This window comes from Streptomyces sp. NPDC050287 (genome assembly GCF_044459385.1).
In the GTDB taxonomy this organism is placed as follows: domain Bacteria; phylum Actinomycetota; class Actinomycetes; order Streptomycetales; family Streptomycetaceae; genus Streptomyces.
Window position 1 is genome coordinate 111,651 of record NZ_JBITIY010000016.1, and the last position, 17,003, is coordinate 128,653.

Annotated in this window: 14 protein-coding genes and 1 pseudogene; 5 read left to right on the forward strand and 10 right to left on the reverse strand. The window is 71.6% G+C overall.

The genetic code is table 11. The features are described 5' to 3' along the window. Window positions 1–144: 144 nt before the first annotated feature. Complete coding sequence (locus ACIBK3_RS39480) at window positions 145–576, reverse strand: hypothetical protein (protein WP_399372795.1); 432 nt, start codon at window positions 574–576, stop codon at window positions 145–147. Between the two features lie 144 nt (window positions 577–720). On the opposite strand from ACIBK3_RS39480, the gene ACIBK3_RS39485 reads away from it, so the two are divergent. Then, window positions 721–1,224 carry a DUF6328 family protein gene (locus tag ACIBK3_RS39485; protein ID WP_399372796.1) on the forward strand — a complete coding sequence of 168 codons (504 nt, stop codon included), beginning with the start codon at window positions 721–723 and terminating at the stop codon, window positions 1,222–1,224. Window positions 1,225–1,254: 30 nt separating this feature from the next. Here ACIBK3_RS39485 and ACIBK3_RS39490 read toward each other — a convergent pair whose 3' ends face one another. The 9 genes and pseudogenes from ACIBK3_RS39490 to ACIBK3_RS39530 all read right to left on the reverse strand — a co-directional run bounded on the left by ACIBK3_RS39490 (window position 1,255) and on the right by ACIBK3_RS39530 (window position 10,108). Then, the gene (locus ACIBK3_RS39490) at window positions 1,255–1,680 is read right to left on the reverse strand and encodes an SsgA family sporulation/cell division regulator (protein ID WP_399372797.1); all 426 of its coding nucleotides are present in this window, start codon (window positions 1,678–1,680) and stop codon (window positions 1,255–1,257) included. 68 nt (window positions 1,681–1,748) lie between these two features. Continuing rightward, the gene (locus ACIBK3_RS39495; RefSeq protein ID WP_399372896.1) at window positions 1,749–2,747 is read right to left on the reverse strand and encodes a hypothetical protein; all 999 of its coding nucleotides are present in this window, start codon (window positions 2,745–2,747) and stop codon (window positions 1,749–1,751) included. A gap of 184 nt (window positions 2,748–2,931) precedes the next feature. Further along, window positions 2,932–3,903 carry an LLM class F420-dependent oxidoreductase gene (locus ACIBK3_RS39500; protein ID WP_399372799.1) on the reverse strand — a complete coding sequence of 324 codons (972 nt, stop codon included), beginning with the start codon at window positions 3,901–3,903 and terminating at the stop codon, window positions 2,932–2,934. An 88-nt stretch (window positions 3,904–3,991) separates the two neighbouring features. Beyond that, window positions 3,992–5,611, reverse strand: coding sequence for a serine/threonine protein kinase (locus ACIBK3_RS39505; RefSeq protein ID WP_399372801.1), 1,620 nt, complete (start codon window positions 5,609–5,611; stop codon window positions 3,992–3,994). A gap of 220 nt (window positions 5,612–5,831) precedes the next feature. Next, window positions 5,832–6,158 carry a hypothetical protein gene (locus ACIBK3_RS39510; protein WP_399372802.1) on the reverse strand — a complete coding sequence of 109 codons (327 nt, stop codon included), beginning with the start codon at window positions 6,156–6,158 and terminating at the stop codon, window positions 5,832–5,834. A gap of 91 nt (window positions 6,159–6,249) precedes the next feature. Next, window positions 6,250–6,441: pseudogene (locus ACIBK3_RS39515) on the reverse strand (hypothetical protein); the annotation flags it as partial. A 65-nt stretch (window positions 6,442–6,506) separates the two neighbouring features. Further along, the gene (locus ACIBK3_RS39520) at window positions 6,507–7,184 is read right to left on the reverse strand and encodes an AIM24 family protein (RefSeq protein ID WP_399372804.1); all 678 of its coding nucleotides are present in this window, start codon (window positions 7,182–7,184) and stop codon (window positions 6,507–6,509) included. A 122-nt stretch (window positions 7,185–7,306) separates the two neighbouring features. Continuing rightward, window positions 7,307–8,749: a CAP domain-containing protein gene (locus ACIBK3_RS39525; protein ID WP_399372806.1), complete on the reverse strand. Its 1,443-nt coding sequence runs from the start codon at window positions 8,747–8,749 to the stop codon at window positions 7,307–7,309. 102 nt (window positions 8,750–8,851) lie between these two features. Then, window positions 8,852–10,108 carry a serine hydrolase domain-containing protein gene (locus tag ACIBK3_RS39530; protein WP_399372808.1) on the reverse strand — a complete coding sequence of 419 codons (1,257 nt, stop codon included), beginning with the start codon at window positions 10,106–10,108 and terminating at the stop codon, window positions 8,852–8,854. Window positions 10,109–10,287: 179 nt separating this feature from the next. Here ACIBK3_RS39530 and ACIBK3_RS39535 point away from each other — a divergent pair, with 179 nt between their 5' ends. From ACIBK3_RS39535 to ACIBK3_RS39550, 4 genes are all read left to right on the forward strand, one after another. Next, a complete protein-coding gene (locus ACIBK3_RS39535; RefSeq protein ID WP_399372810.1) occupies window positions 10,288–11,460 on the forward strand; it encodes an ROK family protein in 1,173 nt (390 codons plus the stop codon). A 143-nt stretch (window positions 11,461–11,603) separates the two neighbouring features. Further along, window positions 11,604–13,403, forward strand: a complete 1,800-nt coding sequence (locus ACIBK3_RS39540) for an alpha-galactosidase D (RefSeq protein ID WP_399372811.1) — start codon at window positions 11,604–11,606, stop codon at window positions 13,401–13,403. Between the two features lie 20 nt (window positions 13,404–13,423). Continuing rightward, window positions 13,424–15,787 (forward strand): glycosyl hydrolase family 95 catalytic domain-containing protein, encoded by a 2,364-nt coding sequence (locus ACIBK3_RS39545; RefSeq protein WP_399372813.1) that lies wholly within the window; start codon window positions 13,424–13,426, stop codon window positions 15,785–15,787. A gap of 47 nt (window positions 15,788–15,834) precedes the next feature. Beyond that, entirely contained in the window at window positions 15,835–16,998 is a 1,164-nt protein-coding gene (locus ACIBK3_RS39550; protein WP_399372898.1) for an SGNH/GDSL hydrolase family protein, read from the forward strand. Window positions 16,999–17,003 lie beyond the last annotated feature (5 nt).

Consider the following 17,003-nt stretch of genomic DNA (forward strand, 5'->3'; position numbering starts at 1 on the left):
CGCCGCCGGCGGCCGCGGGCGCCGGGCGGGGGGGGGGCGGGCGGGGCGGGCCGCCCCCCGCCCCCCCCCCCCCCCCCCCCCCCCCGCCTCTCGCTCCGTGTAACCGTCCGGTGATCGCTGAAACAGCGACCCGATGCCCACCCGTCAGATGCGGCCGCCGATCATGCGGGTGATCGGCCCCTGGGTGTGCCGTTCGGCGCGCCGGCCCGCCACGTAGGAGGCGGCGCTCAGCGCGGTCAGGCCCGCTCCGACGCCCGCGGCGACGATCTTGCGGTGGCTGAGCACCGTCCACGCCGTTTTGGCGCCGGCGGCCACCTGTCCCGAGGCCGAGACGATCGCCTGGCGTCCCGTCTCCACCCCCTTGGCCGCGGTGTGCGCGGCCGTGCTCGTGACGTCGGCCGCCCGCTGGGCGCCCGTCCTGGCCGCCGAGGCCGCCTCGTCGGTCTTCGTGGCGGCGGCCCGCGCGGTGTCGGTCACCGGAGCCGTCGCCTTGTCCGTGCTCTGCCGTGCCTTGGAGGCGGCTGCCGTCTTCTTGGTCGTCTGCTTGCTGGTCGTCTGCTTGTCCGATTCCGTCATGGGATCCGCTTTGCCGTTCGGACCGGTCGCAAACACGTTGCGTCACGTCCTGTTCCCACTGATGTCACCACCGGTCAAGAACGGGTGAAACAGGGAACACGGTGCTCAGGAACGTGCCGGATTCAATCGGGCAGGGAGGAAAGCTTGTCGGCCACCGGAAGCACAGCGGACACGAAGAAGAACACGGGGCGCAACGAGACCGAGGAGGAGCGGGCCGACCGGAAGTGGTCGGAGCTCATCCAGGAGGTCAGGGTCGCCCAGACCGGGGTGCAGATCCTGTTCGGCTTCCTGCTGACCGTCGTGTTCACACCGAAGTACGCGGACCTGGCGGACACCGACAAGTCGATCTACATCGTGACGGTCGTGCTGGGAGCGTGCGCCACCGGCGCCCTGATCGGCCCGGTGTCCCTGCACCGCCTGGTCGTCGGCCGACGGGTCAAACCACAGGCGGTCGAGTGGGCCTCGCGGCTGACCTTCGTCGGCCTGGTGCTGCTGCTCACCACCATGACGGCCGCGCTCCTGCTGATCCTGAGGGTGGCCACGCACAACACGTACGTGCCCTACCTGGTCGCCGGAGTGGTCGCCTGGTACCTGGTGTGCTGGTTCGTCGTACCGTTGCTGATCCGGCGCCGTCATACGACGAAGTGATGACCGGGGCGGGCCGGCACCCGTCCCGCCTCAGCCCCCGGCGATGACGTCCTGGAGGAAGTCGTCGATGCGGACCTCCTCGCGGCCCGGCGGCACGACCTCCCGGGTCGCCCGCAGGAAGGCCGCGACCGCCGGGGCCCACGCGAACACCACGGCACGCTGGCGGCCGCCGTCGGGGCGGGCGTCACCGAGGAACTCGACGCGCAGCTCCTCCCACATGCCGGTCGACGCCGGACGCATCCGCACGTCACCCACCCCGACCGGACGGCCCAGACCGTCCGCGAGCATCTCGCGGTCCAGCCGCCACCGTGCGAGCACCCGGCCGTCATGGCTGAACACCGCGGTGACGGCGAACGGGTCCGCGGCGTCGTAGCTGAGGTGCGCGAGCACCGGGCAGCGTTCCGTGCCGCCCGCCTGCAGTTGCACGACGAGGGTCTTGTGCACGAACGAGTTCACGAGAGTGCCTCCGGGAAGAACAGTCGTAGAGACCTCTAGTACCCCCGTCGTGCACAAAATGCTCAGCTCTACGAGTGATTCCCGCGTGCTCCCCGCAGCGAGGTGATGCAGGCGGCGATGGCCTGCTGGAGCTCCTCCAGCTGCTGGACCATGTCGTCCTCGTAGAACTCCTGGGCGTCGTCGAAGGTGAGCTCCTCGAAGACCTTGGTGGCCTTCTGGAGGCTGGTGTAGAACTTCGTCCGCCGTTCCTGGACGCGGAGTTCGGGGTCGGCCTCCACCGCCTCGACGACCAGCGACTTCATGGTGTCGTAAGCCTCGGTGGCCCACTCGCCGGTGTTCTCGTCCTCCTCCAGCTCGTCGAGGAGCAAGAGGTGGCGCTCGGCTTCCTGGCGGATGTCGACGGGCGCGTCCACGGTCTGTCCCGCCGGGGTCCTGATCTGGCCCGACTCCGCGATCTGGCGGACGTATCCGATCCGGTCGGCCGACCTGCTCTCGCTGGCGACCGCCTTCTTCAGATCGTCGGTGCGGACGACGTCCCGGGCCAACTCGGCCTGGAGCTCCGGATCTTCGCGGACCCGGTCCAGGAGGGCCTGGCGGGCGGCGCGGGCCGTGGAGGGGTCGGCGAGGATCGCGGCGCGCAGCGCGGTCGGGTTCTCGGCGACCTCCAGTGCCTTGGTCGGCCGGATGCCCTCGGCCTCGGCGGCCTCCGCGATGGCGGTGCCGCGCTCGGAGCCGGCGCTGCTGCGGGAGACGTAGTAGCTCAGCCACACGTCGGCGTCCGGCAGTTCCACCTCCTGCCCGGGGGTCAGCGCCTCGAAGTGCGGGACGAGACCGTCGTCGGCGGCCCGGTCCCACGCCTTGTAGTAGCGCATCACGCGCTCTGGCGAGCAGCCGGCCAGTTCGGCGAACTCCTTCGCCGACACTTTGGGCGTCTCGTCGGCGCTCTGGCCGCCAGGGCGCACGCTGCGCGCCACCATCAGGCCGAAGGCCCATCCTCCGGTGCGCGCGTAGACGCCGAACTCACGCGCGTCCCGCGCCACGAGGTCGGACAGGGGCACGGGGGACATCTCGGACCGGACGATCGACAGGGTCACGGGGGATTCTCCTGGGCAGGCTGCTCGGACCGCACCTATGGGTGTGCAGGCCGGAAGCTTATGGCACCCGTCGGCGGTGCCCCGTCGCCCCTGCGGCCGTCGGCAGTGTCCCCGCGGTCCCTCTGGCCTCCTTCCGTGGCGTCACTCCGGAGTGTCGTCAGTCCAGCGCGTCGTGCAGCGCGGGCAGCAGCGTCTTCGCCGACCAGTCCAGGTACTCGGGCTGCGACTCGCCGCCGATCTGTACCAGGGCGATCTCGGTGAAGCCCGCCTCGGCGTACGGCCGTACCGCCTCGACGAAGGCCTCCGGGTCGTCGCCGCACGGGATCGAGTCGGCGACGTCGTCGGGGGTGACGAACTGGGTGGCCGACTCGAAGGCGTCCGGGTGCGGCAGTTCGGAGTTGACCTTCCAGCCGTTGCCGAACCAGCGGAACTGCGCGTGCGCCCGCTTGATCGCCGCGTCCCGGTCGGTGTCGTAGCACACCGGCACCTGGCCCACCCGCGGCTTGCCCTGGCCACCGTGCCGGTCGAAGGCCTCCAGGAGCCCCGCCTTGGGCTCGGTGGCGATCACCAGGTCGGCCAGCCGGCCCGCGAGCGAGCAGGACTGCTCTCCGGAGACGGCGATACCGATCGGCGGCGGCTGGTCCGGCAGGTCCCACAGCCGGGCCGACTCGACGTCGAAGTGCTTGCCGCGACGGTTCACATGGCCGCCCTTGAACAGGGCGCGGATGATGTCCACCGCCTCTTCGAGCATCTCGTGCCGTATGTCGGCGGACGGCCACCCGCCGCCCACCACATGTTCGTTGAGGTTCTCGCCCGAGCCGAGCCCGAGCCGGAAGCGCCCCTGAGACAGGAGCTGCACCGTGGCCGCCTTCTGCGCCACCACGGCCGGGTGGTAGCGGCGGGTCGGACAGGTCACGTACGTCATCAGCGGAATGCGCGAGGTCGCCTGGGCGGCCGCGCCCAGCACACTCCACGCGTACGGCGCGTGACCCTGGGTACGCAGCCAGGGGAAGTAGTGGTCCGAGGTCACCGAGAAGTCGAAGCCCGCCTCCTCGGCCCGGACGACATGGTCGACCAGCTCACGGGGGCCGGCTTGCTCGGTCATCATCGTGTATCCGATTTGCACCATAAGGGCTGGGTCCCCGGTGAACGGGAGGGAAAACAGGCCGATCGCCTCCCTCTGGACCGTCGCCCGCCGATGGCCGGGGGCCCGCGCGTCAGTCCGTGGACGGCCGGAAGGTCCTCAGGAAGGTGTCCAGGGCCTCCTGGTTCGCGGAGTCGTTCCAGTCCGCCGCGGGGGTCGTCCAGCGCAGTGAGAAGCTGCGCCCCTCGCCGATGAGGAAGCCGCGGCCGAACGTGCGCACCAGGGTGCCGTCGGAGTCGTCGGCGAGCCATTCCATGTCGGCGGCCTTGCGCCCCTGGTACGTCGTCGCCCGGATCTCGCCGATCCGACGGTAGTCGCTGTCCTCCTGCTTCAGGTTCGGTTCGACGTCGTCGCGCCAGACAGCGACGGGATCCGGGCCGACACGTTCGCTGTAGGTGACGGCCAGGGTGCGCGGATCGCCCTGCTTGCCGAGGATCACGCGGTAGGCGAGGTCGCCCATCCGCGTCGTGTTCAGCGGCTTCCAGCCGTCGGGGAGGGCCACAGAGAAGCCCTCCGGCGAGTGATACTCACGGTAACCGGAGGGCTGTGGCGTGCCGGAAGCGGACTTGGTCGGTGTCGGTGTCGGCCTGGGAGCGGGCGGTGGTGCGGACGTCGGCGTCGGCGGCGGTGGTGTCTCTGCCGGGAGGGACGATTGCTCGTCGGTGACCGGGGCCGAGGCGCTCGGCTGGGGTTGCGGACCGCCCGAGGAGGTGTCGGTGCCCGGCAGTTGACGGGTCACGGCGAGGACCGCGACGGAGACGGTGACCACGGCCAGCGCGGTCCCGACGATCATGGTCCGCCTGCTCCACACCGGGCCCGACTGGTACAGGCCGCGCAGCCGGGGCTTGGGCAGCGCCCGCAGGGCCGCGTCCGGATCCTCGGAGAGAACCCGGGTCAGCGCCTCGCGGACCACCGGGCGGGTCAGCCGTTCCTGGGAGTTCTTGCGCAGCAGCCCCTGCACGGTCTGGGTGAGCGGCCCGGCGTGCACGGGGCCGCGCAGCGGGAGCCGGTCCACCGAACGCAGGGTGCTCTCCGGCCGGTCCCGGTCGCGGAACGGGGGGCGTCCCTCGACCATCGTGTACAGGATCGCCCCCAGCGCCCACAGGTCGGCGGCCGGTCCGATGCGCTCGTCGCGGGCCTGTTCGGGGGAGGCGTATGCCGGTGCGGTGACCCGGGGTGCCAGAGTCGCGCCGGTCAGCCCGAAACCGGTGAGGACGACGGTGCCCTGGTCCCTTACGAACACCTGGCCCGGACTGAGCTCGCCGTGGGTGATGCCCTCGCTGTGCGCGGCCTCCAGCACGTCCAGCACCTCCAGACCGACGCGGGCCGCCCGGACGCAGGTGAAGGTGCCCTGCTGGGCGAGGAGTTCGCCCAGAGGGGTGCCGTCGATCCACTCGGTGACGATCCACAGGGTGCCGGCCTCCTCGACGGCGTCGAGGACCGTCGCCACCCGGCCCGGGCACAGTGCCTCCATGGTCTCGGCCATCCGCACGACACGGGCGGTGGCCCGGCGCGAACTCTCCGGGTCCGCGTTTGCCGGCAGGCCGATCTCGGTCAGGAGACGGGGGCGCCCGGTGGCGACGTCCTCGCCGTACCAGCAGACGCGGTTGGTCTCGCGGTGGAGGACCTCCAGGAGTCGGTACCTTCCGGCGACCCACTCATGTGTCGACACGTGCGCCTTGACCATGGTCATCCCTCGCTGAACCCCTGGCTCTTCAAACCTTCTGGCTCTCACCTTTCCCAGAGGTACGCGGGCCAGGACGGGGTGCGTTCAATGAATCCCCGACAGAAGAGAAGCGCTTTCCTTCTGTTCGACTGCTGTACGACCCGTCAGTGGAACTGCACGAGGACCGACCGGAATGGACGCGCTCCCCGCACGCTTCCGACGCGGGCCGCGCCAGAGGCCGCCCCGCTCAGAGGTCGCGGCGCACCAGGAAGTCCAGCAGGGACCGCAGCTCTCGCTCGGCCGCGGGTTCCATGGGGACGCCGGCGAGGACCGTCTCCACGGCGGCGATGTGCCGACGTGCCTCGGCCAGCGCCACGGTCCGGCCGCCGGCCTCCTCGATCAGCGCGACCACCCGCGCGGGCTCCGCGTCGGACTTCAAGAGGGCGGCCAGCCGGCCGGCCGCGGGGGAGGGGCCGTCGAGCGCGGCCAGTACGGGGAGCGTCTTCTTCCGCTCCCGCGGATCGCCGTGGACGGGCTTGCCGGTGACGGCGGGATCGCCCCAGATGCCCAGCACGTCGGACGCCCGACCGTCTCCTCCAGCGCGGGCCGCACCAACGCGCGGCAACGGTCCAGGACCTCGGGTGCGGCCGGCGCCGGCGCCGGCGCCGTACGGCCTCCGCCCGCTCGTCGGACCGCGCTCGGGACTCCTCCGAGACGCCGAACTCCTCCTGTGCCCGGGCCACCATCTCCCGGGCGTGCCGCAGGCCGAGGCGGTCCAGGGTGCGGGCCGGATCGGCCAGTTCGGCGGCCGTCCCGGCGCGGTCGCGGCCCAGGCGGGCCAGGGACTTGGCCAGCCCTGGGGTTGCCCGTGAGGCGCAGATCGCTTCCTGAGGTCCTCGTGCCCCTGGGAGCCGACGGGAGGTCAGTGCTGCTGCGCCTTCTGCGGTGTCGCCTCGCTAGGCCGTACGACGGCGTATCCCTCGCCCTGCAGCATCAGCTGGACCGCCTCCCCGGAGCCGCCGCGCAGCATCGAGCCGATCGACTGCGAACGGTGCAGCGAGGTCGACAGGCCCGCCGTCCAGCCGACGACCGCGTCGGTGTCTATGTAGACCGGGTACTGCGGCGAGACCGGGATCACCAGCGGGTTGCCCTCGCACACCAGGCCAAGCCGGCCCTGGCCGGTGAAGACACTGTTGAACAGGCCGCCGCCGGCGATCCCGGCACCCTTCACGGTCGCTATCCGGTACGCCAGTGTGGCGTCGAAACACAGGACGTTGCGGCCGTTGACGGTGAACTCGTCACCCGGGTCGACGTCCACGACGAAGCAGTTCTGCGCCTCGTGCGCGAACCAGGCCTCCCCCTGTCCGCGGACCGTCATCAGGGGCAGCCCCTCACCGGTGACCGCGCGCTTGAGCATGCCGCCCACGCCCTGGCCCTTGCGTTCGAACTGGAGGTTGCCGCGGTAGGCGATCATCGCACCCTGGCGGGCGAGCATCTCGCCGTTCACCGTGTACCGGATGCACTTGGCGTTCTCTACCGTCATGCCCGCCTGTGTGGCCGGCTGGACCATGTGCTCGCTGGAAAAGAGGTCACCCTTCATGGGGGCATCCTGTCCCGGACGGATACATTCCGCCAAGATCGTGCGCCAGGCGGGGCCGGGATGAGCGGGGACGTGCCGAATTCCCGGGTCGTCAGGGCGCCTTGGTGCCGCCCCCGGTTGCCTCAGGCGCCGAAGAGCTGGGTCCAGTACGTGCCCGCGGGGCCGCCGCCCGCGAACCCTGCCCCGATGTGGGTGAAGTCCGGCTTGAGGATGTTGGCGCGGTGGCCGGGGCTGTTCATCCAGCCGTCCACGACCTCGGCGGGGGAGCGCTGGCCGCAGGCGATGTTCTCGCCGATCGAGCGTCGGGTGGAGCCCGCGGCGGCGGCCCGGTCCCAGGGCTGGGTGCCCTCCGGCGAGGTGTGCGAGTAGAAGGCCCGGGCCGCCATGTCCGCGCTGTACGCCTGGGCCGCGGTGACGAGCGGCGGGTCCACCGCCAGGGGAAGCAGCCCGGCCCGCGCCCGCTCCCGGTTGGTGAGCTCGACGACCTCGGCCTGCGTCCGCGCCAGCCCGGCGGCGCTGAAGGGCGTGGCCCACAGCGCGGTCCAGAACGTGTCGCCGGAGCGGCCGTCGGTGACGTACGCCAGTCCGGCGTGGCGGAACACCGGGTCCCGCAGGGTGCGACGGGGCTGTTCGGTGCGCAGGCAGTACGCGACGAACTCGGCGGGCGTGCGCGGGCCGGAGACCAGGTGCTCGCCGACGGTGAGGTACGCGTATCCGGCGGCGGCGACGCGCTGGTGGACCGAGACACCGTCCGGGCCCTCGACACCGAGGCGCCCGGCCGAGGCCATGGCGGACGCGTGCGAACGGGCCGCGGCGGCCAGGCGGGCGTCGACGGAGACCGGGGGCGAACCGGCGGCGGCCCGGGCCGAGTTGACCAAGCCGAGGAAGCCGTCCTGGTCGGTGGGAGGGGCGTGGGCCGCGAGGCCGGCTGCCGACGAGGAGTGTGATGCCGGGTGGGTGGCGGACGGTGCGCGGGACTCGGGGCGGGTCGGTGTGGGCGCGGACGGGGCCGGATGGGTGTGGGACGGGGTTCGCGGTGCGGGGAAGGCGGGAGACGGTGTGTGCGGGACCGCGGGCCCGTCCGGCTCGTCCGCGATGTCCACCCCGAAGTCGCGGGCCAGGCCCGCGAGTCCGTCCGCGTACCCCTGCCCCAGGGCGCGCAGCTTCCAGCCGTCGCCGCGCCGGTAGAGCTCCGCGAGGAGCAGCACGGTCTCCTGCCGCGGGCGCGGCGGGGCGAACCGGGCCAGTGGGCGTCCGCCCACGCCGGTGACCTGGAGGGTGGGCGCGGGCAGGCGGCCCAGGGGAGTGGCGGGGTCGGCGGGGCTGACGACCACGATGACCCGGGTCGCGCCGGCGCGCAGTCCCGGCGGATCGACGGTCAGCGTGTCGCCCCGCAGCCGGGCGCCGGGCGCGGCCGGCTGGTTGTAGAAGACGAAGTCCTCGTCGCCCCGGACCCTGCCGCTGTCATCCGTGATCAGCGCGGACACGTCGAACGGGCCGGGGACCCGGACGGTCACGGCACCGCCGGGGAGGGGCACATTGCCCCCGGGAACCAACTCGTTCATCGTGCCGCCCGGATGTCGTCGTACGGGACCCCGTGGGGTCGTCCGGACAACGCGTGCCGGCGCCGCAGGGTTCCCCGTCCTGTCCGAACCCGCGGGCGCCGGTCAGTCCGCGGCGATCCCGTGAGCGATGTCCTCTGCGGCGGGCCGCCCGACGGGCCGTTCGGTGGGGCCTTCGACCGGTCCGGCAGAGCCGCTCGGCACCCTCGTGCGCTCGCCGCAGAACGCGGATTCCAGCGTGCCCAGCATCGTGGTGAGGACGGTGCCGTTGTTCGAGGTGTTGGCCAGAGCGCTGAGGCTGCGCCGACCGTCGTTCGACGCGAACGCGTACGTGTAGTAGCCCTGCACGGCTCCGGTGTGGCCGTACACCGACACACCGCACGACAGGTCACGCCGGCGCAGGCCGAGTCCGTACGCCTGCGCGGTGCCCGACGGCATCCACCGTCGCATCTGCGCCAGTTGCGCGGCCGAGGTGAGCCGTCCGCCGAGCAGCGCGCTGAGGAAGGTGTTGAGGTCCCGGGTGGTCGAGATGATCGCGCCCGCGCTCTGCGCCCAGGACGCGGTCTGGTCGGTCGCGTCGACCAGCGCGGCACCCGCCTGGTCGGGAGTCAGATAGCCGTGGGCGTAGCGGCCGGGGATCTTCGTGGCGGGGTGGACGTAGACGGTGTCGCGCAGGTTCAGCGGCTCGATGATCCGGTTCTGGTACTCGGTGCGCACCGAGTGGCCGGTCAGCTTCTCGACCAGCATCCCGGCGACCACGAAGTTGGTGTTGGAGTACGCGTACACCGCGCCCGGCGCGTCGGTGCGCGGCCGGCGCAGCGAACGGTCCACCAGTTCGCGGTACGTGAAGACCTTGCCGCGGACCGCTTCGAAGCCCTGGACCGACTGCGCGAACATGTCGTGCGTGTAGTCGTACAGCCCGCTGCGGTGGCTCAGTACGTGCCGCACGGTGATCCGGTCGTCCGGGAGCAGTCCCGGCAGATAGCGGTTGACGGGGGCGTCGAGCCGGAGCTTTTTCTCGTCGGCCAGTTGCAGCAGCACCACCGCGGTGAAGACTTTGGTGACGCTGCCGATGCGGAAACGGTCGGCCTCGTCGAGGGCCCGTCGGGTGCCGCGGTCGGCCAAGCCCTCGGCCACCCGATAGGCCGTGCCATGGTCGTCGATCCGAGCCATCGCGCCGGGCGCGCCCTGGCGTTGCGCGGTGCGCAGGACAGCGCGCAGCCCCACGAGGTCGGGTGCCGGCAGGGTGCTGCCGGCCTCGGCGGCCGTCGACTGCCGCGGGGCGGCCTGCGCGGGGACCCCCAGGAGGGACAGCAGAACCGCCCCGACCACCGTGCCCCTGCGCGCTGTTGCTGATGCCATCCGGTTCTTCTCCTGTCCTGGTGCTGTCGGCGGGACGCGCACAGTATGGCCGCAAGATTGTATGAAATCGGGCATTTCATCCTTACTTTCGGCTGCTTCGCGTATGCCTCGACAGTTCCGGCGGCCCGATTCTGTTTCTTTTATTGACGTCGGAAAAGAACAGCCCTAGGTTCCCGGGCATGCTCCCGACACCCCGGGCCGAGAGGTTTCCGGTCAACACGCCTGCCGCCTCGCAGATCTTCACCACCGTGCTGTCCCAGGGGCCCCTCACGCGCCTGGAGGTGGCCCGGCGCGCCGGGCTGTCCGCGGCCGCCGTGACCAAGGCGGTCCGGCCCCTGATCGAGGCCGGCTACCTGGTGGAGGACGCGGACGCGCAGGCGCCTCCCGCCCTGGGACGGCCCGCGAACCTCGTACGGGTCGACAGCGGACGGGCACTCTTCGTCGGGATCAAAGTGACCGGCGATGAGATCATCGGCGTGCTCACCGACCTGTGCTGCCGGATCCGCGTCGCCCGCCGCACCTCGCTGACGAGTCATGACCTCACGGCGGTGCTGGCGGCCGTCGCGGACGTGGTCCAGGAACTCCGCATCGAGGCGGACGGCTTCGGGGCGGCGGTCCTCGGCGTCGGGATCGCCGTCTCCGGCGACGTCGACCGGGGCGAGGGGGCCGTCCGTTACTCGCCGTTCCTGGAGTGGCGAGACGTCCCCCTCGCCGAGCTCGCCGCCACCACCACGGGGTTGCCGGTCACCGTCGACAACGACGTGCGGGCGCTGACCGTCGCCGAGCAGTGGTTCGGCGCCGGAGCGGGCCTGTCCGACTTCGCCGTGGTGACGGTCGGCGCCGGCATCGGCTGCGGCCTCGTCGTACACGGCCGGGTGGTCGCCGGCGCACACGGCGTGGCCGGCGAGATCGGCCATGTCACCGTCGACCCGTCGGGTCCGCGCTGCCACTGCGGCAACCGTGGCTGTGTGGAGGCGATCGCGGGGGACGCCGCGATCCTCCGGCGGATCCGCGAGGCCACCGGCGTCGAGGTCACCGACACCGCCGAGGCCGTACGGCTCGCCCACAGCGGGGTGGCCGCGGCACGGGAAGCGTACGCGCGGGCGGGCGAGGCCATCGGCCGCGGCATCGCCACCGTCGCCAACCTGCTGGGACCCGAACGCGTGATCATCTCCGGCGAGGGCCTGGCCGCCTACGACCTGTTCGCCGAGCAGATCCGCGACGCCTTCACCGCGGCCGCCTTCGGCTCCGCCGCCCGGTGCGACGTCCAGATCCGCCCGCTGACCTTCGAGGAGTGGGCGCGCGGGGCAGCGGCCACCGCCATCCAGTCCTTCATCCGAGCCGACACCTAGTCAGGCCCTCCTGGCAGTTCCCCCACGGACAATCCCCCTACCGGCACCCTCCCCCAACTCGCCGTCCCCCCACCGATCGTCCCCCACCGACCGTCACCCCGACTGGCAGTTCCCTGCTGAGCCGACCCCAGGAGGTACGACCCATGCGGTCATCCTCGTACGCCGTCCTGCCCGCACGCGCCCTGAGAGCCACCGTGGTCCTGGCCCTCGCGGCGGGCACCACCACCGCCGTGCCCGCGGCCCACGCCGGGACCGCGGCCGCCCCCACCGTCGCGGCCAAGCCCTATATGGGCTGGTCGAGTTGGAGCATGCAGTCGTCCAAGTACCCCGGCCTCAACCCGGACGGCGACTACAGCTACCTGACCGAGGCGAACGTCCTCAAGCAGACCGACGCCCTGGCCGCCAAGCTGAAGAACTACGGCTACGAGTACGTCAACATCGACGCCGGCTGGTGGCGAGACAAGGCATGGAAGCCCGGGTTCGACCGGTACGGGCGCCAGAAGGCCGACCCCGACCGCTTCCCCAGCGGTATGAAGGCCGTCGCCGACCGCATCCACGCCAAGGGCCTCAAGGCCGGGATCTACCTGCCCGCCGGGCTGGAGAAGGAGGCGTACGGCGACGGGAAGACGCCCATCTGGAACGCCGACGGCTGCACCACCGCCGACATCGTCTACGGCGACCTGCGCACCACCAACGGCTGGGACAGCGCGTACAAGCTCGACTTCTCCCGCCCCTGCACCCAGAAGTACATCGACTCCCAGGCCCGGTCGATAGCCGACTGGGGCTACGACTTCCTCAAGCTCGACGGTGTCGGGCCCGGCTCCGGAAAGAGCGGTGACCAGTACGACAACGTCGCCGACGTGGCCGCCTGGAACAAGGCCATCGCCGCCACCGGCCGCCCGGTGCACCTGGAGATCTCCTGGTCCCTCGACATCGGACACGCCGCCGACTGGAAGAAGTACTCCAACGGCTGGCGCATCGACACCGACGTCGAGTGCTACTGCAACACCCTGGTCAGCTGGGAGAACTCGGTCGACGACCGCTGGGACGACGCCCCCGCCTGGACCCGGCACGCGGGGCCCGGCGGCTGGAACGACCTCGACTCCCTCGACGTCGGCAACGGCGAGATGGACGGTCTGACCAAGGCCGAACGGCAGAGCTACGCCACCCTGTGGGCCATCGCCAAGTCCCCGCTGTACACCGGCGACGACCTCACCCGCCTCGACTCCTACGGTGTGTCCCTGCTGACCAACCGCGAGGTCATCGCCATCGACCAGGGCGCCGCCCCGCCCGCCCGGCCGGTGACCGCGTCCGACGCCCAGCAGGTGTGGGCCGCGAAGAACCCCGACGGCACCTACACCGTCGCCCTGTTCAACCTCGCCGACGCGCCCGCCGCCGTCACCGCCGACTGGTCCGTCCTCGGCTTCACCGGCAAGGCCGCTGTCCGCGACCTGTGGAACCACGAGAACCTCGGCACCTACAAGAACAGGATCACCCAGGCCCTGCCCGCCCACGGCTCCCGCCTGTTCACCGTCACCCCGCACGGCGGCGCGCTCACCACGACCGCCTACGAGGCCGAGTCCCCGGCGAACACCCTCAGCGGCAACGCCTCCGTCGCCGACTGCCCGGCCTGCTCCGGCGGCAAGAAGACCGGCAACCTGTACCTCGGCGGCAAGCTCCGCTTCAACGACGTGGTCGTCGCAAAGGCGGGCACCTACTGGGTCAAGGTCGCCTACATCAGCGGTGACGCCCGCTCGGTCGACGTCTTGGCCAACACCGGCGGTCCCACCCGCCACAAGTTCCCCTCGACCGGGGACTGGGGAACCGTGGAGACGGTCAGCGTGCCGGTGACCCTGAAGGCGGGCGGCAACACGATCACCTTCGACAGCGGCACGGGCTACGCCCCGGACATCGACCGCATCGACGTCCCCCAGTCGTCCTGACCGACCTTCCGGGAGCCCGCATGGACACGTACCCCGCACCCCGGCTGCCCAGACGCGGCCTGCTCGCCCTGGCCGCGACGACCGGAGCCCTCGCCGCCCTGCCGACGTTCACCGCGAACGCCGCGCCAGAACGCCCCGCCGGCACCACCGCGTTCACGAGCGACCCCCGCCACCAGTTGTGGTGGCAGGCGCCCGCCGACGACGGGTCGATGATCGAGCAGGGTCTGCCCGTCGGGAACGGCCGCCTCGGAGCCCTCGCGAGCAACGACCCCGGCCGCGAGACCCTGCTGATCACCGACGCCACGATGTGGACCGGCGGCCTCAACGACTCCCTCGACGCCGACGGCCAGTTCCCCTATGACCGCGACAACTTCGGCTCCTTCACCCTCCTCGCCCGGCTCACTGTCGACATCCCCGACCACGACCTGTCCGCCGTCTCCGGCTACCGTCGCACCCTGGACCTCGACCGGGCCGTGGTGACGACCTCGTACGTGCGCTCCCAAGTGACGTACCGGCGGGAGATCTACGCCAGCCGCCCCGATGACGTGATCGTGCTGCACTTCACTCAGAGCGGCGGCGGCCACCACACCGGCACCGTCACGCTGGAGGGAACGCACGGCGACGGCGCCGGAACCTCGTTCGGCGCCGCGTTCCCGGGCGGGCTGCGCTACGGCGCCGCGGTCACCGCACACGGCGACGGCGGCCGTGTCACCGTCGACGGCCCGCGCATCTCCTTCTCCGGCTGCAAGGAACTCACCGTGGTGGTGGGCGGCGGCACCAACTACGCGCCCGACGCCGCCACCCACTACCGTGACCCGTCCCTGGACCCCGAGCGGCTGGCTCGCACCAAGGTCCGCGACGCGGCGGCTCACGCGGCCGACACGCTCCTGCGCACCCACGTCGCCGACTACCGCGGGCTCTACGGCCGGATGGACCTCTCCCTCGGCACATCCTCCGCCGAGCAGCGCTCCCTCGACACCTGGGAACGCCTGCGGGCCCGCGCCCGGGACGGGCGGCCCGATCCCGAACTTGAGGCCGCCTACCTGCAGTTCGGCCGCTACCTGATGATCTCCGGATCCCGGGGCAGCCTGCCGCTGAACCTCCAGGGGCTGTGGCTCGACGGCAACGACCCGGACTGGATGGGCGACTACCACACCGACATCAACCTCCAGATGAACTACTGGATGGCCGACCGCGCCGGCCTGTCCGACTGCTTCGACGCGCTCACCGACTACTGCCTGGCCCAACTCCCTTCCTGGACCGACCTCACCCACCGGCTTTTCAACGACCCGCGCAACCGCTACCGCAACTCCACCGGAAAGATCGCCGGCTGGACGCTCGCCATCTCCACCAACCCGCACGGCGGCAACGGCTGGTGGTGGCATCCCGCCGGCAACGCCTGGCTGTGCAACTCACTGTGGGAGCACTACGAGTTCACCCGGTCGTCATCCCATCTGGAGAGGATCTACCCACTGCTGAAGGGCGCGTGCGAGTTCTGGGAGGCGAGGCTGCTCACCACGACCCTGCCCGGCACCACCCGGGAGGTCCTGATCGCCGACAGCGACTGGTCGCCGGAACACGGCCCGCTCGACGCGAAGGGCATCACCTACGCCCAGGAGCTCGTGTGGACGCTGTTCGGCAACTACTGCACAGCCGCTGCCGAGTTGAAGAAGGACACGGGCTACGCCGACACAGTCGCCGCGCTGCGCCGCAGGCTCCACCTGCCGCAGGTGAGCCCGAAGACGGGCTGGCTGGAGGAGTGGATGTCCCCCGACAACCTCGGTGAGACCACCCACCGGCACCTGTCCCCGCTCGTCGGCCTGTTCCCCGGCGACCGCATCCGCCCCGACGGCTCCACCCCGGCCGACATCGTCAAGGGCGCGACCGCCCTGCTCACCGCCCGGGGCACGGAGAGCTTCGGCTGGGCGAACGCCTGGCGCAGTCTGTGCCGGGCCCGCCTCAAAGACGCGGAGACGGCCTACCGGCTCGTCGTCAACAACCTCCGCCCCTCGGCCGACGGCGGCAACGGCACCGCCCCCAACCTCTTCGACATCTACGAAGTTTCAGCGGGCCGGGGCATCTTCCAGATCGACGCCAACTTCGGCACCCCGGCGGCGATGCTCGAGATGCTCCTCTACTCCCGCCCCGGCCATCTGGAACTCCTCCCCGCCCTGCCGGACGCGTGGTCGGCGTCCGGCTCCCTCACCGGGGCGGGCGCCCGGGGCGGTTTCGTCGTCGACCTGCGCTGGCGGGACTCCAGGCCGACCTGGGCCCGGTTCCGCAGCGTGGGCGGCCGGAGCACGACGGTGGCGTACGCGGGTACGGTCCGGACCGTGCGTCTGAAGCCCGGAGAGTCCGTCACCCTCAAGGACCTCGCACAGTGACGGGCCGACTCGTCGCGGCCGTGGGCCGGGTGGCCGGGGTGCTGCTGCTGGCCTGCGCCTGCCAGTCTCCGTCCACGCCGGCCGGGGCGACGGACGTCCCGGAGGGTGTGATCACCTGGGGCGCGAGCGCCGACCGCTTCGGCGAGGCCGCCGCCGACCGCGGTTACCGGCTCGTCGTGCACACCAGCGTCGGGGGCCAGGACCTGCGCGTGAGGCTGTCGAACGCCTTCGGGGACCGTCCGGTGACCTTCGACAGCGTCTACGCGGGTCTCCAGAAGCGGGGCGCGGAGCTGGTGCGGGGCAGCAACCGGCGGCTGACCTTCGACGGGGCGCGCTCGGTCTCCGTGCCCGCCGGAAAGACCGTGCTCAGCGATCGGCTGCCCGGCCGGCTGCCCGCCGCGGCCGACCTGGTCGTCAGCCTGCACTCGCCCGACGCGGCCGGCCCGGCGACCGGGCACTGGATGGCCATGCAGACGTCGTACGCCACCTCGGGCGACCACACCGCCGAGGAGAGCGCCGCCGCCTGGACGCAGACCACCGGCTCCTGGTTCTACCTCGACGCGGTCTCCGTACGGGCGAGCGCCCGCACCGCGGCCGTGGTGGCCCTCGGCGACTCCATCACCGACGGCTGGCAGTCGACCAGCGACCTCGACCGGCGCTGGCCCGACTACCTCGCTCGCCGCCTGCAACGGGCGGACACTGAGGTGAAGGGCGTCGCCAACGAGGGAATCTCCGGCAACAAGGTCCTCGCCGACGGCGCCGGACAGAGCGCCCTGAACCGGCTGGAGCGCGACGTGCTCTCCCAGCCCGGGGTCCGCACCGTGTTCCTCTTCGAGGGCGTCAACGACCTCAAGGCCCACACCGGCGTCACCGCCGACGACCTGATCGGCGGCTACCAGGAGATCGTCGAGCGGGCCCACGCGGCCGGCAAGTGCGTCGTCTCAGCCACGGTCGGGCCTTTCAAGGGCTGGTCCGAATGGGACCCGGAGGCCGAGGCGGTACGGCGGGAAGTCAACACCTTCATCAGAACCAGTGGTGAGTTCGACGCCGTCACCGACTTCGACCGCGTCCTCCGCAGCCCCTACGACCACGAACGCATGCTGCCCACCTTCGACGGAGGTGATCACATTCATCCCAACGACAAGGGGATGCAGGCGATGGCGGACTCCGTCGACCTCAAGTCCCTCGACTGCGCCGACCCAGCCCCCTAGGGGGC

Coding starts and splice junctions, on each gene's coding strand:
- ACIBK3_RS39480 (WP_399372795.1), bottom strand. CDS start 576: ATGACGGAATCGGACAAGCAGACGACCAGCAAGCAGACGACCAAGAAG.
- ACIBK3_RS39495 (WP_399372896.1), bottom strand. CDS start 2,747: ATGTCCCCCGTGCCCCTGTCCGACCTCGTGGCGCGGGACGCGCGTGAG.
- ACIBK3_RS39500 (WP_399372799.1), bottom strand. CDS start 3,903: ATGGTGCAAATCGGATACACGATGATGACCGAGCAAGCCGGCCCCCGT.
- ACIBK3_RS39505 (WP_399372801.1), bottom strand. CDS start 5,611: ATGACCATGGTCAAGGCGCACGTGTCGACACATGAGTGGGTCGCCGGA.
- ACIBK3_RS39520 (WP_399372804.1), bottom strand. CDS start 7,184: ATGAAGGGTGACCTCTTTTCCAGCGAGCACATGGTCCAGCCGGCCACA.
- ACIBK3_RS39525 (WP_399372806.1), bottom strand. CDS start 8,749: ATGAACGAGTTGGTTCCCGGGGGCAATGTGCCCCTCCCCGGCGGTGCC.
- ACIBK3_RS39530 (WP_399372808.1), bottom strand. CDS start 10,108: ATGGCATCAGCAACAGCGCGCAGGGGCACGGTGGTCGGGGCGGTTCTG.
- ACIBK3_RS39535 (WP_399372810.1), top strand. CDS start 10,288: ATGCTCCCGACACCCCGGGCCGAGAGGTTTCCGGTCAACACGCCTGCC.
- ACIBK3_RS39540 (WP_399372811.1), top strand. CDS start 11,604: ATGCGGTCATCCTCGTACGCCGTCCTGCCCGCACGCGCCCTGAGAGCC.
- ACIBK3_RS39545 (WP_399372813.1), top strand. CDS start 13,424: ATGGACACGTACCCCGCACCCCGGCTGCCCAGACGCGGCCTGCTCGCC.